Raw genomic sequence first — 20875 nt, 5'->3', positions numbered from 1 at the left:
GATAATTGATTTTGGGAATTTCATACAGAAGTGAGAAAACTGGCAACTCAACTGATGGAGTGATTTCATCGAGTGATTTAAAGGTTAAATTAGTAGGGGTATTACGATTTACCTTTGCCTGTTTACAATTTTTCCAACTTAATAAAGAAGTATTTTTATTCTAATGGTTTGATGAATTCAATTCCCCCTGGATTTCAACTTGAGCAAGCTGTCATTCTGGCTTTACTCGTAGCTAGAACGAGCTATGAAATTATTTTTTCACCAGAAGCCGTCGAAGACTTACGCACTTTAGAGCCAAATATTCGCTCGACAGTATGTGATGCTATAAAAGAATACCTGCGACATGAGCCGACCAAAACCAGAAAGAATCGGATAAAGCGTTTACGAGGGATGTCGCCGTCGCAGTTTCGGTTACGAGTGCATGACCTGTTTATTGTTTATGATGTTACAGAAACCACAATCGAAATTTTGGCAATTGTATTCAAATCTGAAGTAGAAGCTTGGTTAGAAAAGGTGGGGAAACCCGATGAAGAAAATAGCACTTTCTGAAATTCAAAAGAATTTATCCAAGTATTTGCAGTCGGCTGGTGAGGAGGAAATTGTGATTATTCACAATGGGAAATAAGCAGGAATACTCATTGGTTTTCAATCAGAAGATGACTGGTTAGATTACTGTTTGCAAAACAACCCACGCTTCCTCTATAAAATTAAATCAGCTAGAAAAAGTCTTCAATCTGGGCAAGGAGTGAAACTGGAAGATATTGAGTTTTAAAATTTGCATCGCAATCAATTTTTCACCTCTTCCCACGCTTGCAAAATCCTTTCAGCTTCCTGACACAAAACCTCGTGATACTGACCGTTGCTTGCAAGCAAACCACCCCACTGATTCACATCACCAGTGTTATACTGCAACGGCGTACCGTCAAAATGAGTGAACTTACCACCAGCTTCTGTCAGAATCAGTTCTGGGGCAGCTATATCCCAATCTTTTGGGGCAGACTTACCAGAAAGAGAAATATAAACATCTGCCCGTTGTTCAACTATTGCAGCAATTTTGCCGCCTACACTGCCAACTGCTTTCTGATTTTGACATGGTAAGTGTTGTAGTAGGTAATTTAATCTTTGATTGCGGTGACTGCGACTCACAACTAAGGTTAAATCTTCGATACGTTCCCGTGATGACACTTGTAACGGTATTTTCCCATCACGGGTTTCCACAAAAGCACCGCCTCCCTTGATGGCATAGTACAACTTTTGAGCTTCAGGTACTGCTACTACAGCAAGCACTGGACGTGTTTCCTGCACTAAGGCAATGTGAATTGCATACTCCCCAGTTTTTTCGATAAAATCTCGCGTACCATCCAATGGATCAATGATCCACACCCATTCTTGCTTAGCTTGTTCGACTTTGTAAGTTTCTTCGCTAATGTAGGCAAAATCATCATGACCCAAAGCAGCTTGCAGGTTCTCTAAAATGTAATTATTGACATTTACATCTGCAATTGTGACAGGCTCATTCTGTTTATACTGTACTTCTAGATTGTAGTCGCCAGTCTGATGGTAGAAAGAGCGCAGTATATCTGTTGCTCCCCAACCTACGGAACGAGTTAATTCTAGGATTTTTTCTAAGTCTTTCATTAATTGCCTTGTCCTCTTATCTGTCTTGAGTGTTTAACGGCTATGTAATCCCCATATTCCAAAACGCAGGAGTGTTATACCGCACACTACGGTATTAAGCTTTCTACAGAAGGCTATCCCACGACTTGTAGGATAGCATGACAGGCAAGCGTGTTATATTAGACAGCTACTTACTCCCTTCCCGGTACAAAATTACCGAACTTGAACCTTGGCGTTCTTGGCGTCTTGGCGGTTTTTTATAAGTAATCTTCTGGCGGGAAGCGAGTAGGAAGTCAGATTACTAAGGGCTTTCGATGGTTTCGTAATCTTTCTGATGGTCGGATACCTATAGGTTGCACAGATCATAGAAAAACGAACCGCCAAGGACGCAAAGGACACGAAGAAAAGAGGGTTAGAGAGAGTTGTTCCGTAAGCCCTGAAAGTGAAAAATTTACTGCTGAGAATGCATCCAGCGGCGTGTGCCAAAAAATTGACAGGAAAAAGAAGCAATCTGTGCTGCTTGCTGCAATGCAGTCGGAAAACTTTCCCGTAAAATGTAATGACAAAAAGCACCGTGGAAAATATCTCCAGCCCCTAGTGTATCAACGGCTTGTACTGTCGGCACATCTATCACGCCTGTTTTACCGTGTTGGAGGTATCGAATGGGTTTTTCTCCATGAGTGATGGCGATGTGAGGAATACCAACTCGACTGAGATAGGTAAAAACCTCATCTTCAGTATGGCAGTTCGGGGGATAAAAATTAGCAGAACAAAGAGCATAATCTACATAAGGTAAGACTTTGTCAAACCCGAGTTTCCAACTACCGCCATCGATAGCAACTGGGATATTCTTAGCTTTTGCCATTTGGGCAATTTGATTCCCAACAGTCATCTGATGTCCATCAATCAAGACTATATCAACGTTTTGCAAAATGTCTGGCGGGACAGATTCGCTGCTTGCTTGAGTTTTGACGGCGTTGATGGAAATAACTGCCCGTTCACCAGTTGCTTGGGTGACAATAATAGAAGAAACTGGCGGCGCGTTTTGGGTAGTGGGGTTAAGATCAGTTATCGCAACTTTGTGATTTGCCAAATCTCCTTTAATTAGCTGCGTCATTGGGTGAGAACCTATGACACCCAAGACTGTAGCTTGATTGCCCAAATGACTGAAAGTGACAGCAGCGTTAGTTGCTGGACCACCTGCGGTCATAGTATAGTCAGCAGCGACTAGCTTCTGGTTATTTTTGGGGGGAGACTCAGCAAGGTAAATCAAGTCCAAGGTGACTAAACCGACAAATAGTCCATGTTTTTCCATTTTTGTGCAGTAGGCGAGACATCTGCCAAGACTGAATAATCTGTGGTTCCTAATAGTCAATACATTTTGCAAAAAGTCTAATTTATGGCGGGCAAGATGCCCACCCCACAAGATAATATTTATGCATGGACATAAAACCAGCAACACTCTATGTGGTAGGTACACCGATTGGCAATCTGGAAGATATGACATTCCGTGCCGTAAAAATTTTGCAAACAGTGGATGTCATCGCTGCGGAAGATACGCGCCACACGGGTAGACTACTACAACATTTTCAAATTAAAACGCCCCAGGTGAGTTACCACGAACATAACCGTAGCAGCCGCATCCCAGAGTTATTAGAACAACTGAGTAACGGCAAAGCAATTGCTTTAGTCACTGATGCAGGTGTACCAGGAATTTCTGATCCTGGATATGAACTGGTTAAAGTTTGTATTGAGGCTGGGATACCAGTCGTGCCAATTCCTGGTGCAAATGCAGCAATTACGGCATTGAGTGCAGCAGGATTACCAACAGATCGATTTGTTTTTGAAGGATTTCTGTCAGCTAAAGGTCAACAGAGGCGATCGCACCTACAATCCCTGGAAACAGAATCCCGCACACTCATTTTCTACGAATCTCCCCACCGCTTGCGCGAAAGTTTACAAGATTTCGCAGATATTTTCGGAACTTCTCGCCAAATCGTCATAGCGCGAGAGTTAACTAAATTGTATGAGGAATTTTGGCGGGGAACAATTGAGAGTGCGATCGCTCACTACAGCGAACGCGAACCCCAAGGCGAATATACTTTACTCGTGGCGGGAACCCCACCGGCTCAACCACAACTTAGCGAAGAAGAACTCAAAGCAGAGTTGCTAAAGATTATGAGTCAGGGAATATCGCGATCGCAAGCTAGCCGTCAGTTAGCAAAAATGACTTCGCTTCCCCGTCGTCAACTATATCAATTAGCGCTTGCAATCAAAATGGACCAAGAGACTCAATAATCAATCCTCAAAAATTCTTATTCCCTACTTCCGCTACTGTCTCAGTTTTCTTAAGGGGAGTTTCGCCAATGTTAAGGCAGCACTACAATGGGAGATATTGATTATGAGGAACACGAGGAACAAGAAGAATGACCCAAGTGGTTTTAGGAGAAAATGAAGGCATTGATTCAGCTCTACGTCGGTTTAAACGCCAAGTTTCTAAAGCTGGAATTTTAGCTGATGTAAAGTACCACAGGCATTTTGAAACACCACAAGAAAAGCGCAAACGCAAGGCAGTAGCAGCTAGACGCAAGCGACGTATGAAATAAAATAAGTCTTAACGTATTCGGTTGCTTAATACATTACTTAAGCAAAATAAATCGTACCCCTTGTTGGGGTACGATTTAGTTGTGTTACGGATGCGTTAAGTCAGAAAATTATGTATTTATACTTAACTCACAGAGACAGTCTAAGACTCAGGACTATCAAAAGAGCGGCTGTTACAAACATTCATAGCCTTTTCTACTCCCTGCTTGAGACTCAGTTCTACACATTCCACGACAAACTGGAGGACAAGAGACATGACCTCATTTTCAGCAGCAGAAAATCGTCCTAGGACATGAGAAACGCTACCTGATTCATTGGCGTTGGCTGTACCTTTTGGTTTGCCAATACCGATACGCAAACGAGGAAAGTTTTGCGTTCCAAGATGTGCGATCGCGCTTTTCATCCCGTTGTGTCCCCCAGCAGAACCAGACAAGCGCAGCCGAGTTTTTCCTAAGGGTAAATCCATTTCATCATAAATGACCAACACCAATTCAGGTTCTAACTTATACCAACTTGTCACGGCTTGCATTGCTTGTCCGGAACGATTCATATAAGTCAATGGCTTCAGCAAGCGGATTTTATCTCCAGTAGCTGCGATTCCCTCGCCATACTCCCCTTGAAACTTACGATTTTCTGCTAAGGGAATCTTCCAACAACGAGATAGCGCGTCTACAGCAGCAAAACCGATATTGTGGCGAGTTTTGTCGTACTTGGGTTCTGGGTTCCCCAACCCAACTATTAGCTGGGGAATCACCATTTTTTTGGCAATAGCTTCCGTCATTTTGCCTTCAGTTTAGCTTTTTTGGGCAGAACTGGTAGTGTCTTGTGGCAACTGAGCTGCTTGTATTTCGTTAGTTTCTAGCTTAGCAGTCGTTTTCACAGCTTCTTGCAACTGAGTTGCTTCTTTTTCAAACTCGTTTTGAAACTCGCTAGAAGCTTGTTGAAAACCGCGAATTGCTTTTCCCAAACTGCGACCAACCTCTGGTAGCTTCTTAGGACCAAAGATTAACAGCGCTACCACAAAGATTAAAGCCATTTCTGGTAAACCGATACCAAATACATTCATGTTTTTCTCCTGTAAACTCAAAAACCGCCTGACAAAACCCACATATGTAGTCTAATCAATAGTTATTAAGCCATACTGCGGTCTAAAGACACGCAGATTTTGGCAGAAATTCGAGTTAGCTTGTCGTCCTTGCTGACTATCTGGCTAACTTTTTCTGCCTGCGTTGGGATCTGCTCTGCCGGGAATCAGGCACGGGTGTTCGGACTTGCCTACTAATCTCGCAGATTTTAAAACGCCTCCACGCCCCAAACAAGATCGACTTCGACCTTGGATACTGCTCAACAGCATCCTGCAATGAAAGCTCATCCTGATTAACGAATTTAGCCAGAAAAGCACTGAACAAGTCGCGGTGCATTCCTTCACCTGTTAACCTGTCGATATGCACTCTCTGCGACAAAGTCTTTTTGATGCGCTCACCATTAAGATGAGTTTGACTTAGCGCAGTCTTCTGGGTAGAGAACTTGATAACTGTGCCACCAGCTTTCTCAGCTTTGCGGATCAGTTCTGATTGTACAAATCCTGGGGACTTGGCAGCTATGGCTTTTCCATATCGCTTTTGCCATCCCTTTACACTGACATTTTCAGTTTTGATATCTTTGCCATGCCTCAAAATCTCGTTAATAACACGACGATTTTGATTTTTTGCATACGCAGTCTTTCTACGTTCTAGCTCACGTTTCTTTGCAGCAGCTTTGCGGTAATTGTTGGACTTGTTCCACTTGCGGCTGTTCTTTTTAACTTTGCCTTTTTTAACAACGGTCTTGCGCCCGCAACTACCTATAAAGTTTGGTTCAAAATTATCTGGGTTGTTGGTACGTTGAGAGCGTTGCATCTTTCTTTGCAGTACCGCTATTTCTTTGTGGAAGGTGGGGACATTTGGCGCGAATGCCAATAGGTCAGCATGTTTATCACCAACAAAAGCAATATTGCTGATGTTAAGATCCAAACCAATCAAACCGTCAGAAACATAATTCTGAGGTTTCTGGTAGGGCAACCCTTCATTGATCATCTGCGCATACCACCGACGTTTGCCATTTAAGATGCGCCACAACAAGCGAACATACTTAACCGGAGATTCAAGCCCATACCGAATGACCAAATTGGTTGGATCAATGACTGGTTTCAGCATGAGTTTTCCCCACACCAGGCAGTTATCTTTCCATCTAATACCAGTTTTATTCGACTTGCCTTCCATTGAGCGGAAACGACTTGGTACTTTGTACCGCACATCTTTAGCCACACCCAACATAACTCTCTCACTTGCCTTGAATGCCCGCGTAGCTAGTTTCTGTTGAGTATTAGAGTCTATTTTTTCAGCTATCCATTTAGACTTCTTACTCGTTATTGTGGCGAAAGCATGCAAGTCATATTCTGAGTATCTGTATTGCTCTCTTGCTTTCTTGAAAGCTTCACATCGCTCTTTCTTCTGAGTTCTAAAAATCTTCTTAGCACTCTTATATAGCTCGGAGTTGCCAACTAACTCTAATCGCTTCATCGCTTCATTTAAGCAGGCATTATAGAGTTGTCTTCCTGCTTGAAAACGAGATAGTAACTCTGCTTCCTGCTTGCTGTCTACAATTAACGGTACTTCCGTTATGAACGATAATGTTGTACTCCGAGCCAATTAAATTACCTCCTATTTTTTTGCTGATTCCTGTTAATATCTTACCATGAAGTCACGTCACTTGATGCTGTTTTCGCAAAGTTCAACATCGCGGCAGATAAATCTGCCGAGTCGTATTTCATCCCCGATATAAATAACGTGTGTCTGTCAATTGATTTAATTCTTGACAGACACACTTTGGGGTCGGGTGAAACCATGACAAAACCGGACTTCCTTCACTCGCGTGTACTCATGAAGCGCCGTACAGAACTTTAGGAGAGGCATGCATAGGCGGATTTTTCTTAATTAGTTTTGCTTATTGACAATGGAACCCGCCTTTTTTGCCCTTAGCGCAGCGTTGCCGTTAGGCGATAGCCGTGGCGCAAGCCATAGGCAATAGGTTGTCCGGTTTTGGAGAGGAAAAATGTAGCGGCTTCCATACTCCCGCGTTATTTTAGGTGAGTGGTGGGTAGTAGAGGATAGTCGGATCATTAACAACTAACAACTGATAAAAAAACCCGGGGCGAACCGGGTATGGGGTAGCTTGTTATGCAGGCTTTTCAACTTTAAACATCACTTACCGCCCAAAGTCCGCCAGTCAACAGAAACATCTTGGATGATCAGGGACTTGTTGTAGAGTTGCAGAATAATCAGCAGAAACACGAAAAATAGCAGCATAAAAACAGCCATTAGGGGCGTAGTACCCCAGCCCGGAGCCACTTTACCGTACTCAGAGTTCAAAGGTCTGAGGATATCTCCCAACCGCGTCCTTTGTGCCATAGTTCACCTAATATGAGTTGCCAAAGCATTTTTTAATCTTCTGTAATATTCTATAGGAATAAAACACATAATCTATACTTGTCATGGAACCCGCAATAGTTCTTAGCATTTCCGTCTGTGCTATTGTCATTACAATCACGGCGCTGTCCATCTACACCTCTTTTGGCCCTCCTAGCAAGGAATTGAGCGATCCCTTTGAAGACCACGAAGATTAAAATTAATAGGGGTGGTAGTTGCGCTCAATCGCAATTATCAACCCATAAGCGCAGGTGAAAGCTACCGATTTTCCCATTTATTGTAAAGATTTGTTGATTAGATGAGAATTTGGCAGCGTAACAAGTCTACCGACTCTCGTGAACCCGGTCAGCACTTGTCTATGTTGAGCTACTGGGTGACACTACGACGCAAGTCGCTGCTGTCACACGGTAGACTCCGCCTGTTCTTAGTTCTAAAAATCTTTTCGTTGGACTTCAAGTTCGCGTGAATGAGGGAAGTCGGAGCATTACGCTCAAGCCCAAGGTTGAACAATTACGCTAGTCGAAACTTTCATTTCTTTGAGTTTCGCTAGCGCTGATTCTAATTGGGCTTGTTTGTTATTGTGTCTATCTGGTTTTAAATCCTCTAATACCTTAATCGTGAGACGAAATCACTTTGCCCCCAGCATCCTGCTAACTTGTTGTGATGTCAATGGTCGGCGTTCCATTGTTTGAAAATGGGGCAATTTTTTCAAATGACTATACCCTTGTTGATAGTTTCTTAAATTTACTAACACAACATCTTCGTATACCGAATCTTGAGGAACTTCCACTTTCACAATTAAATCTTGCAATTTGTATTGTGTAATAGCAATGTCAAGATATCTGTAAAAAACGTCACGCTTTTTCGAAGAAACATTAACCAAATACCAGTTATCCTGTTTGGCAGTCTCCTTCACTTGAGGTTGAGTCTGCTCAGATTTTGGTGTTTGTATGAGAGTACCTACAAGTTCGACACGCGCTTGATTCAAAAACTTTAAAAGTCCTTTTAGCTTGCGAAGTAAACTCTCAGGACTTAACCAGTTAGGAAAATGATAATGATGACTTTCTAAACTAGAAATTCCTGCTTGTAGCTGTTGGATGTCAAAATCCAATTTAAGTTGATTAACAGCAGCTATGAATTGTTCTGTAGATTCATTATTCCCCAAAATCGTATAGCAGTAATTTTCTCTTGCTTCATCTCCATCAATGGCTTCTGGTATATCATAAGGACCACTATCACACCACCAGCCCAAATTTTTTGACAAATTTTGTCCAAAAAGTAATTGAATATAGTAAATGCCAGTAGGTAGATCTAGAGAAACTTCACAAGCTGTGACACCTTGTTCAATTAAAGGGATTTTTATTTCCTGTGGCTCCTTATCAGGTAAAAGTAAATTCCAGCAGGATAAGGAGTACAATTCATCAGGTACTAGTCCTGACAAACGAACAGATTTACTTGTCCAAGTCCAACTTACATTTTCAGATAACATCTGCATTTCCATTAATCGCTGTGGTTCACACCCCAAAAGCTGCTCATCCAAGGCATACCAAGAGGAATTAAGTAATAAATTATACAATAAATAGATGAATTACTAAAACTCCTAAGGCATCTGCTTGTAATTCATAGGGTGTCTTTTCATTATCATTGGATAAGAACAAAATAATTTCTTCTAGAGGCAAAAGTTTCTCAATCTGGATAATTCAGGGCTTACGCAAGATTATAAAAAACGAACCGCACTCGTACGCACTCGTACACAAAGAAATAGAGTTTGAGAGAGTTCTTGCGTAAGTCCTATAACTTTTAGCCAAAACCTATGTGCTGTGTCATGTTTAATAAACAAACCTGCTTCGGAGAATCCGGAATTAATTCTAATCTTAAAAGGCAAAAGTGAAAAGTTTGAACCAGTCACAAATCTGGTTTTTGGCTATTTGGAATCGCAGATGCACGCAGATAGATTATCTGTGTGCATCCGGAGGACACTATGCCTTTGGGAGTTCCCCTGTTGTAAACCTTATGTTTTATGCCGATCGCTCTTCGACACCTTAAAGCTACAGATTTTCCAAGGCTGTATTGTAAAGCTTTGTTGCATAGATAAGAATTCAGGTTTGGGCAAACGCTCTAACAAGTCCACCGACTCTCCCAGAGTCAACCCCAAATCACTTTGCAAGTGTAAATTGGCTGTCTCTCCGTGGCATTCGTAACATCTGAAAATCCATTCTTCTGGGTCATCTTCCGCTTGCTTAAACGCCATTAATATCAAATTTTCAGCTGATAAATCTAGGAAACTACCGACAGGTGATAAAGGTTTATCGCTCTTTTCCTCATCGTTCGCCAATAGTATGACTACCATTGGTAGATTCAATTCATACCCACGTCTTACCGTATGGGCTGATTCCCAGCTACCAGCATGAGGATACAAGGCATATGTAAATTCATGAAATCCTTGGTCTGCTTTTGGATCGGGCCAATTGGGACTGCGTAGCAAGGTCAAGCGTAGTTGATGAGGTTGGCTGTCGTAGCCGTATTTACAATCATTTAAGAGGCTGACACCGTAGCTCGTACCGTCAACCGGGAGAGGATTTGTTAAATCTGCCCAACGCAAAGCCGAAACTTCCCATTTCGCCTTTTGTGCTGGAGTTTTGGGTTTCGTGGAACGGCGAATAGCCCCACAAGGAATTTCATAGGTAGCAAAGTCCGCCTCTAGATTCAGAGGAAAAGCAGCTTTCACCAACACCTGGCGTTCCAGCCAATGAACTGTTGTGGCGATTTTGAGAACAGGCGATCGCAGCTGTAGTATGTAATCTTGGGTAAACTCAGATTCCCCAACTTGGCGCACCACCCGCACCCGACTTTGTACTGGTCCAGTTTCCAGGCACTCAATAGATTTAAGCTGCGTTGGTGCTAAGCGATGCTGCTCGTAGTTGGGGTGAATATTCCATGCATCCCAGTATTGACCACTATCTTGAAAAGCTTCTAATTGATTTCCACCTGGTTGACTCAAAACTTCTTTCTCATTAACTTTGTCAAAAATACTCGATAAATTACCAGTTTTCTCGTCAACAATTACCCGCAGAAATTCATTTTCTAAACTCAATCTTTTTGGATCAAAATGTTCTTGCTTTTGCAAGCCCGATTTTGTATCATCATAATGAGCTATACTATTACCTTTTTTAGGCAATTCAGGACAAAGCCAAAAAACGCCATAGCCAACAGAGGGGACATCGCTTGCTAAAAACAGCAGCTTTGAGCCGTCAGTGAGTTGGGAAGGCAAAAGTTCTCCTTGGAGATTATAAACGCAAGCATCCAAGTGAGAATGAGGAAGGTCAACGGCAACAACCTGGGAGCGCTGCCAATTCAGGGAGTTAAAGACGAAAATTGGCAAAGCATTGGGTTGCGGTGGCTCTGGTAAGTTTATTTGGGATGCGATCGCACTCAAAGACTGCTGTAATATCTCATTACCAACTTTTTCCACCGACTGCCAAGTTGTCAGCGCATCCTCATAAACTTGAGTAATCGAAGAACCAGGCAGAATGTCGTGAAATTGGTTAAACAAGACCTTTTTCCACGCGGCTTCTAGTTCTGCTTTGGGATATGTCACCTCACAGCTTATAGTTGCCAAAGCCGCAAACAGTTCTGCTTGGTACAATAAGCCTTCACAACGACGATTCCAACGTTTTTGGTCGCCGTGAGTGGTGTAGCAACCGCGATGGAATTCTAGATAGAGTTCGTCCTCCCAAGTGGGGAAGGAAGCAGGGGAAGCAGGGGAAGCCGGGGGAGAATCTTGTTGGTTGTGGCTTGAAGTTTTGATTTGCTGTAGATAATTTTCAGCAGTAGTAAACTCTAGTTGAGGAAAGACAGGAGACTTTTGCCAGCGTTGGGCGATTTCTAACATATCACGGGTGGGACCGCCGCCGTGATCCCCGACACCAGGGAGCCAAAGAGCTTGTGAAAGACCTGTTTGGATTTGCCATTCACAGGCATAGGATGCCATTTTAACAGGATCGATGCCTTCACCAACAAGCGCAGACATGACGCTAAAGACTTCACTACCGTCAGGCGATCGCCACCAAAAAGCGCCATAATCAAACTTAGTCGTATCATTCCAGCGCAACTTCTGAGTCACGAAATACTCAATGCCCGCATTAGCCAAGAACTGCGGCAAAGTCGCGCAAAAACCGAAACTATCTGGTACCCAGACCACAGTAGAAAGCTTACCAAATTTCTCCAGCACATAGCGCTGACCATACAGCAGCTGACGGACAATTGATTCACCCGCAATCAAATTCAGTTCCGGTTCAACCCAAAAACCCCCCACAACTTCCCAACGCCCAGTTGCTACCGCTTCTTGAATAGCATCAAACAAATCTGGGCGATGTTCTTCAATCCAAGCATAAAGCACCGGAGAAGAATGACAAAAAATTAACTCAGGAAAATCCTGCTGAAGTTTGAGAACCGACTCAAAAGTACTTTGTGCTGCCCGCCAAGTTTCACTGACACGCCAAAGCCACGCTAAATCAAGGTGAGCATGACCCAACAGGTAAATTTTAGATTTTGAACCGCAGCCTGTAGCAGATGTACCCAGATAATTATTGATTTCGAGGAGTTTTCCGCGCAGAGCAAACAGGGAATTTTCTAATCCTCTGTTATCTTCCTCTGCGTTCTCTGCGCCTCTGCGGTTTATTTCTTCCCAATCAATCTCCGCCACAGTCGCCGCCAAATTATCCAACTTCTCAGACTCAAAAGATTCCAAATAACCCTGCATCACAGCCAACTCATCAGCCACAAAACCGGGATCAGGACGATTCTCATCAGTAGACTCATAAATAAGCAGCGACTTTACCAAAGCCCCATCACAATGACTTGGACTTACCAAACGCAAAGCCACGATAAATTCCTCTCCTGGTGTCACCGCAGGACTAACTAGCACCCTAGGTGAGCAATCAAATAAATCTCCTTCAAGTACCAAACTCCCATTCACATAAACTTGGGCAAAGTCCGCCCACCAAACAAGCGCCAGCCGCAAAGACAAACCCTGTAGCCCATAACCGTGTAAATTTTGGGGAATGACCAATTTTTGCACCAACCATAGCACTTTTTGCCCCCCAGCCCAAGCAATGTGTTCTCTGGCGTTAACTTTAGCAAGACTCCAATCAGAAAAGTCACAGGTGCTAATATCAGCCGCAGGCAAGTCAGCTTCACAGCATCGCCAAGTAGACGAAATATTCACTCTTACATAAGAGCGCAACTTCTCAATTGCTTCCGAGATGAATTTGGTATTAGGTTGAGAGACTTGGGAGGTCATAATTTCGCTAAGATGAGGAAACTCACTGGTCACAACAGTCTTTGAATTTATTGTTTGGTGAGAGTCCGACAGCTTACCACGCTCTCAACAAAAATTTACTACCATGCCACGCATTTAATTTGGACACTAGCTAAGGGCTAGACCAATTGCTAGCACTGCTTGTCTTCCAGATTGACTTTTGAGTTTTGACTTTTGAATGAGTGAATTTTGAATTGCTTATGCCATCTGCTACCCCTGGTCGTTATCAAAGCAGACTTTTTAAATTTTTTCACCAGCAATCTCGGCGCTGGGGCGAACAGTTTGATCGCACTAAACGGCATCTACAAGTCGCTGCTAGTTGGTCATTAGAGGCTCTACTTTACCCAGTGTATCTGCTGATTCAAAAAGCAACCGGATCAGCTGGTAAACAACTGCATACAGACAAGCAACAACCTAAGCTGCATTTACAAGGAAATGAGGCTAGTTCCCAATCCGAAATTCCATCTGCCGACAGTGCAATTCAGCAGGTTCTAGAAGCAGTGGTGACTCTGCAAGTCAGGAAAGCAGGGGAAGTAATCAATTCAAAATTCAAAATCGCAAAGCGTTCTGAGCGAAGCGAAGGATCTAATTCAAAATTAGGAGTTTCTCCCTCATCTCCCTCATCTCCCTCATCTCCCTCATCTCCCTCATCTCCCCCTCAGGTGCTGGGAATTGCTTCACTTTTAGGAAACCGTAATTTGGTACTCGTCACTGCTGAAAATGAAATTCTCGACATTTTGACGCCCCAGCAGCAGAAAAAATTACAAAATCGGATTAATGACGAAGTTACTAAATACTGGCGTTCTTGGCGGATGGCTAAAGTAAAAAATGAAACCAAGATTTTATCGGAAATTGACCACTTATTGAACAAGCTGACTTCCGGTAGTAGACGCGAGGTACCTGCTTTACCTCAGGAAACGGTAACAGAAGATATAGTTGAGTATAAATATTTACCTTTACCTTCCCCAGCGCTAGCATTACTAGACGCAGCTGTTGCCCAGATGGAATCTTATGCTGTAGTACCAATATCTCGCGTCAGTGGGCAATTGCTCGAAGCTGTTCAAAATCAGCTAAACATATTTCTCTATGGTAAACACCAGCAATTTACCGCTGAACAAGAAGTATTAACTCCTGATGGGGAACATCAAACATCGAAGATTCAAGCTTTAATTTGGGGGGCAATTCATTACTTTTTTGGACGCAATCCCAAGAAATTAGAGCAAACAACTCCAACAAATAGTGTTGACCAACTACCAATAGGTGGAAATAAGAAACCACAAACTGCTCTACCACAGCGTCCTCCTTCGTCAGCTTTGCCCAAAAGCCCTGATTTGCAAAGCGAGAACATAGCAGATCCTTGGTTAACAATGGACGATTTGTTTGGGGATTTGCAAGAGAGCACAGAGGTTGTCGATGAGCAACAATTATTAGTTACATCATCTCAAACCACAAAATCTGCTCTCCCCGATAGTTCTTCTGTAAGGACAACAGGAGAAATAAATTCAAAATTCAAAATTCAAAATTCAAAACTCAAAATTCAAAATTCAAAATTCAAAATTCAAAACTCAAAACTCAAAATTCGGAAGCTCTCCCCAATACTTGCTTTGTTCTCTAAGCGATCGCCACTTCCCGATTCTGAAAACAACAGCAATAAAGGTGAAATTCTTGACCAGCAGTACCAACAAACGACTGAAGTTGAGGCGAAGCCAGATTGGATTGAAACACAAGCTCAAACGATTGGGTATGAAAAGCATCCTCTAGAGCAAATACTCGAATGGCTAGACCGCGTCATGCTTTGGCTAGAAGATATATTTGTGAAAATTGGTCTATTTTTGCGGGGGCTGTTGCGAGGGAAATAAGAAGATGAGGGCGATGAGGGCGATGAGGGCGATGAGGAAGAAAATTTTCTTTTCTCACCCATCCTCTTCAGGGAATTCTCTTTTTACTTTTCACTTTTTACTTTTTACTTTTTACTTTTCACTTTTCACTTTTCACTTTTTACTTTTCACTTTTTACTTTTTACTTTTTACTTTTTACTTTTTACTTTTCACCGCTGCCGTACACCATTTACAACTGGCTTAATTTCAGAAGGGTCAGAAAATGGATCAGTGCCACCAGACCAGTTGAAATCACTAATTCGGAAGCTGATGCCACCTAATTCCTGCACTGGGTTGTAACGCAAGGTGACTCCATAAGTGCGGCGACTATATTCCACCACGTAGTCGGTGCTGCTGCGTTCTCCAGTGTCCAAGTTGATTGATGTTTGAAAGCCGAGGCGGAATGGTCCATAAATTTGCTGTGTAATTCCAGCAGTCAGCACGCTGTTATCAACTTGACGGTCAAACAAAAAGGGCGATAAGCCAGTGTTTAGACCTTGGGAGTACTCGACTCTAAAGCCGGTATAGTCAAAAAAGGGTCGAGAGAAATGACCGAACTGCCCTTCCAAACCAACGGTACCAGTTAAGGTATTTTGGCTATCGCCACTGCTGTAGTAGCTGGTTGTGCCAGTCAATCCACCAAAAAGTCGTAAATACGGTACGACTGGGTTTGGTGTATACCGTAATCCCTCAGTAGCTGTGGCTGGTAATCCTTGCCCTTGCCATAGGAAAATGCCCCCATTGAGAGCAGCACTTGCTTGTAGGCGAGTCAATGAGATGCGGTCATTCTCCCGCTTTGGTTTCAGTAAGTCTTGGCGGTCTGTGTTGGCATTAATGTATTGAGCGCCACCTTGATAGCTGAGATTGATGCCGCTATTGCCTAAAGGAATCACAGGAGAGGTAAGAATACCGCCAAGACTACTTTGGACTGTTTGAAAGCCGAGGGTACCGTTGTAAAGGCGATCGCGGTAACTATATTCTAGTGTGAGCGTGTGGGGATTTTGCTCACCTAATAACTGGCGCAACCGCAAACTCGCCCGCAAATTGTCTTCTATATCGTCCAAGTCGAAACTGGTTAACAATCCAGTACCCTCGACGGTAGTTTTTGGACTCAAAGTACCCCTGAGGCTTGTCTTTAAACCAAACAGCGATGGGATATTACCAGCACCGCTTTGTACTGCTTTTTGAACAAAAAACTCAGGTGCGATACGAAAGGTGAATGCTTCTGTATTGATCGGTTTGAAGCCACGCTCAATAAATAAGCCACCCCGTTGGTCGCCGTCATAGCCAAGAGAGAATAATCCAGGAGTGACTTCGCGCTGGCTACGGTCAATAACCTGCTCATCTTTGGGAATAGGTAAAGATACCCCTCGGTCAAATACTAGACGCTGTCGCTCTGTTTTGATGCGCTCGCGTAAAGGTGTTTCTCGGGTGACGGTAACTTTATCTGCCCGTACTTCCAACTCTGGAGGTGAAAAAGGGTCGTTGGTGAGTCGGACATCTCTGGCTTGCCAACCTCGGGGATAGAAATCAATTTTTCCAGCTTCAAAACGTACCCGTCTGACTTGACCGCCTTGTTTTGGCACTGGTATGTTCCTCGCACCCCCTGTACCACCTGCGTTAATGTTAAGACCTCCAGGACTATTAGCTTGTAAAGGTTGGTTTTCTCGGATGCGATCGCTTAGAGGACGCGCTGGTACTCCTCCGGTTGTCACATCGGTGGGTAAGAAAGAGAAATCCGACCCGGCTGTTGGTATAAAAACTTCACCTCTGCCGTTTGTCAGTTCCCCACTATCTTGGACAATATTATAAGTAAAGCGTTGACCCCGCAAAACTTGGTCACCCCGTGTCAAGGCAACATTTCCTTCTCCCACTGCAATCAAATTCTCCAAACTGACTTGCAGGCGATCGGCATCTATGAGTGCTCCATCAAAGCGCACAACTACATTACCTTCAGCCGTGACAATCCGCCGCTGCTCGTCATACTGCTGTGTATCAGAAGTAATTTCCACAATTCTTTCTCTGGCTGCAGGCGTGTTAGAAGGCGCTGTTGTACCTGATGGTTGACTTTGTTGCCTTGTTGTGCTGTCTGGCTGTCCTGTTGGTGCCGATTGATTTTGGGTATTAGGGGGAGCAGGAGTTGACGGTTCAGTTGTTTGGTTGCGAATCTTGAATTCTATTTGTACTGGTTGATCACTTGTTGATTTTTCAGTTGAGGTGTTAGCCGGAGTTGGTGTTTGGGTTGTTTCAACGACTCTTTGCTTGTCCTTCTGAGATAAGTTCTCAATGGTAACTGTTTGAGCAATTTTCTCTCCAGTAAGGAATGTTTCATCTGCGGCATTTCTACTGCCACCATCATAGGGACTAAAGCCTTTGAGTTCCTGTACAGGATAACCAATGGAAAGCTGATCACCCAGTAAAGCGGCACTTTTAGAAGTGGTGATGGGAGAAAATTCAGGTGGCAAACTTTCCGGTTTACTGGGTGCGGCTAATGTCTTAGCAACTAATAAATCACTATCAGTAGGCTTTTGCCCAGCAGTTTGGAGAGGCGTTTCCCGTTGTACCTCAGACTTCTCTTTGTTCCCCAGTGTCTTAGTGTCAGCCTTCAGGACTGGGGTGGGATTTGCAGATTGTAAAGATTCGAGAATCGGAGGCGGTTCGGGCGGCAGAACTGGATGAAGCATACTCTAGCACGAATCAAGCTAACAAATAGCCAATAAATAGCCGGAAGGACATAACACATTATGCCTCCCAGCTTTTGCCTTCTGCCTAGATGAGATTTAGGCAAGCCACCCCGGAGGAGGACATTCGCAAAGAACAGGTTTCCCTAGAGCCAAGTGTCTCTAGGCGTATAATGTATTCCGCCTTCCGGCAGTCACGGATAATTTGTCGCGCTTTTACTCGAGATCCCGACGACCAGGGTTACGAGCAGGGTCGCCCGACAAAAATCCAAAGAAAAAGAGACCGACGAAGAAGGCAACAACTATATAAACAACGATTTTTAAAGTCAGCATTTAGATATCTCCTGTGGGTATGAGAAGCTTTCAGTGTCTGCGACGCAGAAAAGATAGCTCCTTTATCTTACCCAAATCTTGTTCTCTTTTTGGAGAACACTGATAGTGCATGCCCGGTAGTAGCTGTCCAAAAAGCGGCTGATCACAGGGTAATTCAGAGTCGTTCGCTTTGGAATGCAGGTATTGGCAAAGAATCGTTACCGCAATTGAGTGTCCTTTGTGGGTTATCTGACCTTTAACAGTTATCAGTTATCAGTTATCAGTTATCAGTTTCATCCTTTGCATGTTTAAGTCCCCCACCCCCGAGCACCGTTCGTCAAGAGACGTGCCGTAGGCATAAGCGTTGGTGGCTCTTTTAAATCCCCTACCAGCCCGAGAAAGCGTCACTGCGTAGGTAGCTGTTCACTGTTCACTGTTTTAAATGCTCCTTAATTTTAAGTTGTCAACTCGTTAATGTCTCTAGTTAATGTGAGACGTTGACTGAAGGCAGATGTTTCCCAGTTCTGATGCCAAGAAATTGCAACTTCGTGTAAGAAACCCGGTAACTCATCAAGAAACCGGGTTTATGAATAGGCGTGAACCTATAAAATCAGATTAAATTGGTGTGACCACGCGAAAACCCAAAAAAGAGCAGGGTGTGCTGGGTTCATCACTCACCTGGTTCTATGTAATTTGGGAACTCATGAGCGTGCCATTTTACTGGAAATTTAGCCCACAGCAGAAAGTTCTTGTTGAAAGAAAGCTTGTAACACCTTTTGAGCTATTTGGGGACTTGTTAAACTGATTTCTGCTTTAGATTGATTAGGTTCGGCATGTTCCACTAAAACATCTGGCACACCAATGCGTTTGATGGGAACGACGATATTAGCATCTAACAGCGCTTCTGCAACTGCTGAACCAAAGCCCCCCATGACACAACCTTCTTCCAAGGTGACAACGCGCTTAATTTTCTTAGCTAATGGGAAAATTAATTCGCTATCTAGAGGCTTGGCAAAACGGGCATTAATCACAGTGGCTTCAATGCCATGTTCGCTAAGAATTTCAGCAGCTTGCATTGCTGAATTGACCATTGTACCATAGCCTAGCATCAAGACATCATCGCCGTTACGGAGAATTTCCGCTTTGCCGATTTCTAAGGGTTCCCAGCCTTCTTCCATTAACGGGACGCCGTACCCGTTACCGCGAGGGAAGCGCATGGCGATCGCTCCTGTGGTATGATTTACGCCAGTAACCACCATCCGTTGCAGTTCCGCTTCATCTTTAGGTGCCATAAGTACCATGTTGGGAATGCAACGCAGATAGGCAATATCGTACATTCCTTGGTGAGTCGGACCATCAGCACCAACGATTCCCGCCCTGTCAAGACAGAAGAACACTGGCAGGTTTTGGATACAGACATCGTGAATGATTTGGTCGTAGGCGCGTTGCAAGAAAGTGGAGTAAATAGCGACAACCGGGCGCATACCTTCAGATGCCAGTCCTGCTGCAAGAGTGACGGCGTGTTGTTCGGCAATCCCTACATCAATATATTGATCTGGTAGCTTGGCTTGCAGTTTATCTAACCCTGTCCCCGTTGCCATTGCGGCAGTGATACCAATAATTTTGGGGTTTTGTTCAGCGAGTTTGACCAAGGTATGGGCAAAAACTTTCGAGTACGCGGGGGGTTTGGGTTTGCTGGAGGGGACGGCTTTGCCAGTTGTCAGGTTAAAAGGAGATTGGGCGTGGTAGCCAACTTTGTCTTGTTCAGCAATGTCATAACCTTTGCCCTTGACGGTTGCGACGTGTACCAAAACTGGTCCCGGTATTTCATGTGCTTGCCCGAAGGTAGCAATCAATTCCTCTAAATTATGCCCGTCCACAGGTCCGATGTAGGTAAAGCCAAGTTCTTCAAACACTGCGCCCACTTTCGGAACAGCTAAGCGCTTCATCCCTTCTTTGATGCGTCCCAGTTCAGGAGAAAGGGATTCACCGACGAAAGGAATTTGCTTGAATTGTTCCTCAAAGTTATCGGTGAGAAACTGCATCGGAGGACTGAGGCGCATTTTGTTAAGGTAGCGCCCAATTGCGCCCACGTTGGGAGATATAGACATTTCGTTGTCGTTGAGGACAACCAGCAAGTTAGTTTTGGGCATATGTCCAGCATGGTTGATGGCTTCTAGTGCCATACCGCCAGTCAGGGCACCATCACCGATGATGGCAGCAACTTTAAATTTTTCGCCTTTGAGATCCCGCGCTAAAGCCATACCCAATGCCGCAGAGATACTCGTGGAAGCGTGTCCTGCGCCAAAGTGGTCAAACTTGCTTTCACCGCGCTTAAGATAACCAGCAATTCCATCTTTTTGCCGCAAAGTATCAAAGCTACTGTAGCGCCCTGTAATCAGTTTGTGAGGATATGCTTGGTGTCCGACATCCCAAATGACTTTATCGCGATCCAAATCCAGCGTTTGGTAAAGCCCTAATGTTAACTCTACAACACCCAATCCTGGTCCCAGGTGTCCCCCAGTGGCTGCTACTGTTTGAAGATGTTTGTCCCGAATCTGACGGGCAATTTGTTGCAGTTGCCGAATCGATAAACCGTGCAACTGGTTAGGATGGGTGATTTCACTCAAGTGCATATTGTAGGGTTTTCCTCTCTACTTTTTCGTATTTTTGATTTTCCCACGCTCGGTTGGGTCTAAACGTGTAAAAATCCGGCATCGGAAAAACCGATGACTAAAATTACTTGTTTTGTCCCCAACTTTTGGGGTTTTGGCCGGTTTTTCTGTCACAGTCGTTGGCTAAAACGCCGTTAATGAGTCATAAAGCTGCCGAATTTTTCCCGTTTTAATGAAACGGGTCAAGCGGTGCTTCATACTAATTAGCATTTATTTACTTATATTGAAGCAGGGACACGCCAATGGTAAGAATAAAATTCCGGATTTAACGTACGAAGTTTTACGTAAAATATAAAAGTATCCAAAAAAAACTAAGATAGTA

General features: G+C 43.8%; 16 protein-coding genes. 5 read left to right on the top strand and 11 right to left on the bottom strand.

Annotated features, from left to right (window positions below):
• Positions 1-171 precede the first annotated feature (171 nt).
• Positions 172-549: a type II toxin-antitoxin system RelE family toxin gene (locus AACT52_RS16510; RefSeq protein ID WP_233153970.1), complete on the top strand. Its 378-nt coding sequence runs from the start codon at positions 172-174 to the stop codon at positions 547-549.
• Positions 550-786: 237 nt separating this feature from the next.
• Here AACT52_RS16510 and AACT52_RS16505 read toward each other — a convergent pair whose 3' ends face one another.
• Both AACT52_RS16505 and AACT52_RS16500 read right to left on the bottom strand, forming a co-directional pair.
• A complete protein-coding gene (locus AACT52_RS16505; protein WP_073632342.1) occupies positions 787-1638 on the bottom strand; it encodes a 3'(2'),5'-bisphosphate nucleotidase CysQ family protein in 852 nt (283 codons plus the stop codon).
• 430 nt (positions 1639-2068) lie between these two features.
• On the bottom strand, positions 2069-2932 hold the full coding sequence (locus tag AACT52_RS16500; RefSeq protein ID WP_073632340.1) for a sugar kinase: 864 nt from the start codon (positions 2930-2932) through the stop codon (positions 2069-2071).
• Positions 2933-3057: 125 nt separating this feature from the next.
• Between AACT52_RS16500 and rsmI the strand changes: the two genes are divergently transcribed.
• Together rsmI and rpsU are read left to right on the top strand one after the other, a co-directional pair.
• Positions 3058-3915: a 16S rRNA (cytidine(1402)-2'-O)-methyltransferase gene (rsmI, locus tag AACT52_RS16495; RefSeq protein ID WP_073632338.1), complete on the top strand. Its 858-nt coding sequence runs from the start codon at positions 3058-3060 to the stop codon at positions 3913-3915.
• Between the two features lie 128 nt (positions 3916-4043).
• Positions 4044-4223 carry a 30S ribosomal protein S21 gene (rpsU, locus tag AACT52_RS16490; RefSeq protein ID WP_041034566.1) on the top strand — a complete coding sequence of 60 codons (180 nt, stop codon included), beginning with the start codon at positions 4044-4046 and terminating at the stop codon, positions 4221-4223.
• A 140-nt stretch (positions 4224-4363) separates the two neighbouring features.
• On the opposite strand, the gene pth is transcribed toward rpsU, so the two are convergent.
• From pth to psbH, 4 genes are all read right to left on the bottom strand, one after another.
• Positions 4364-5002: an aminoacyl-tRNA hydrolase gene (gene pth / locus AACT52_RS16485; protein WP_073632335.1), complete on the bottom strand. Its 639-nt coding sequence runs from the start codon at positions 5000-5002 to the stop codon at positions 4364-4366.
• A 12-nt stretch (positions 5003-5014) separates the two neighbouring features.
• Positions 5015-5287, bottom strand: coding sequence for a TatA/E family twin arginine-targeting protein translocase (locus AACT52_RS16480; protein WP_073632333.1), 273 nt, complete (start codon positions 5285-5287; stop codon positions 5015-5017).
• A gap of 136 nt (positions 5288-5423) precedes the next feature.
• Positions 5424-6911, bottom strand: coding sequence for a transposase (locus tag AACT52_RS16475; protein ID WP_073632332.1), 1488 nt, complete (start codon positions 6909-6911; stop codon positions 5424-5426).
• A gap of 552 nt (positions 6912-7463) precedes the next feature.
• Entirely contained in the window at positions 7464-7670 is a 207-nt protein-coding gene (gene psbH, locus AACT52_RS16470) for a photosystem II reaction center phosphoprotein PsbH (RefSeq protein ID WP_069350974.1), read from the bottom strand.
• 83 nt (positions 7671-7753) lie between these two features.
• On the opposite strand from psbH, the gene psbN reads away from it, so the two are divergent.
• Positions 7754-7885 (top strand): photosystem II reaction center protein PsbN, encoded by a 132-nt coding sequence (gene psbN, locus AACT52_RS16465; protein ID WP_071838312.1) that lies wholly within the window; start codon positions 7754-7756, stop codon positions 7883-7885.
• A 431-nt stretch (positions 7886-8316) separates the two neighbouring features.
• Here the strand turns inward: psbN and AACT52_RS16460 are convergent, their stop codons facing one another.
• Positions 8317-9228, bottom strand: coding sequence for a hypothetical protein (locus AACT52_RS16460; RefSeq protein WP_233153969.1), 912 nt, complete (start codon positions 9226-9228; stop codon positions 8317-8319).
• A gap of 471 nt (positions 9229-9699) precedes the next feature.
• Positions 9700-12990 carry an alpha-mannosidase gene (locus AACT52_RS16455; RefSeq protein ID WP_073632428.1) on the bottom strand — a complete coding sequence of 1097 codons (3291 nt, stop codon included), beginning with the start codon at positions 12988-12990 and terminating at the stop codon, positions 9700-9702.
• 218 nt (positions 12991-13208) lie between these two features.
• Here AACT52_RS16455 and AACT52_RS16450 point away from each other — a divergent pair, with 218 nt between their 5' ends.
• A complete protein-coding gene (locus AACT52_RS16450) occupies positions 13209-14867 on the top strand; it encodes a hypothetical protein (protein WP_073632330.1) in 1659 nt (552 codons plus the stop codon).
• 188 nt (positions 14868-15055) lie between these two features.
• Here AACT52_RS16450 and AACT52_RS16445 read toward each other — a convergent pair whose 3' ends face one another.
• From AACT52_RS16445 to dxs, 3 genes are all read right to left on the bottom strand, one after another.
• The gene (locus AACT52_RS16445; protein ID WP_073632328.1) at positions 15056-17569 is read right to left on the bottom strand and encodes a DUF3769 domain-containing protein; all 2514 of its coding nucleotides are present in this window, start codon (positions 17567-17569) and stop codon (positions 15056-15058) included.
• A gap of 213 nt (positions 17570-17782) precedes the next feature.
• A complete protein-coding gene (locus AACT52_RS16440; protein WP_073632326.1) occupies positions 17783-17899 on the bottom strand; it encodes a photosystem II reaction center protein I in 117 nt (38 codons plus the stop codon).
• Positions 17900-18606: 707 nt separating this feature from the next.
• Positions 18607-20514 carry a 1-deoxy-D-xylulose-5-phosphate synthase gene (gene dxs, locus AACT52_RS16435; protein ID WP_073632325.1) on the bottom strand — a complete coding sequence of 636 codons (1908 nt, stop codon included), beginning with the start codon at positions 20512-20514 and terminating at the stop codon, positions 18607-18609.
• Between the last annotated feature and the right edge of the window lie 361 nt (positions 20515-20875).

This window comes from Scytonema sp. HK-05 (assembly GCF_963872035.1).
Classification (GTDB): Bacteria; Cyanobacteriota; Cyanobacteriia; order Cyanobacteriales; family Nostocaceae; genus Kalymmatonema.
This window is presented reverse-complemented; position numbering and strand designations above follow the sequence as displayed.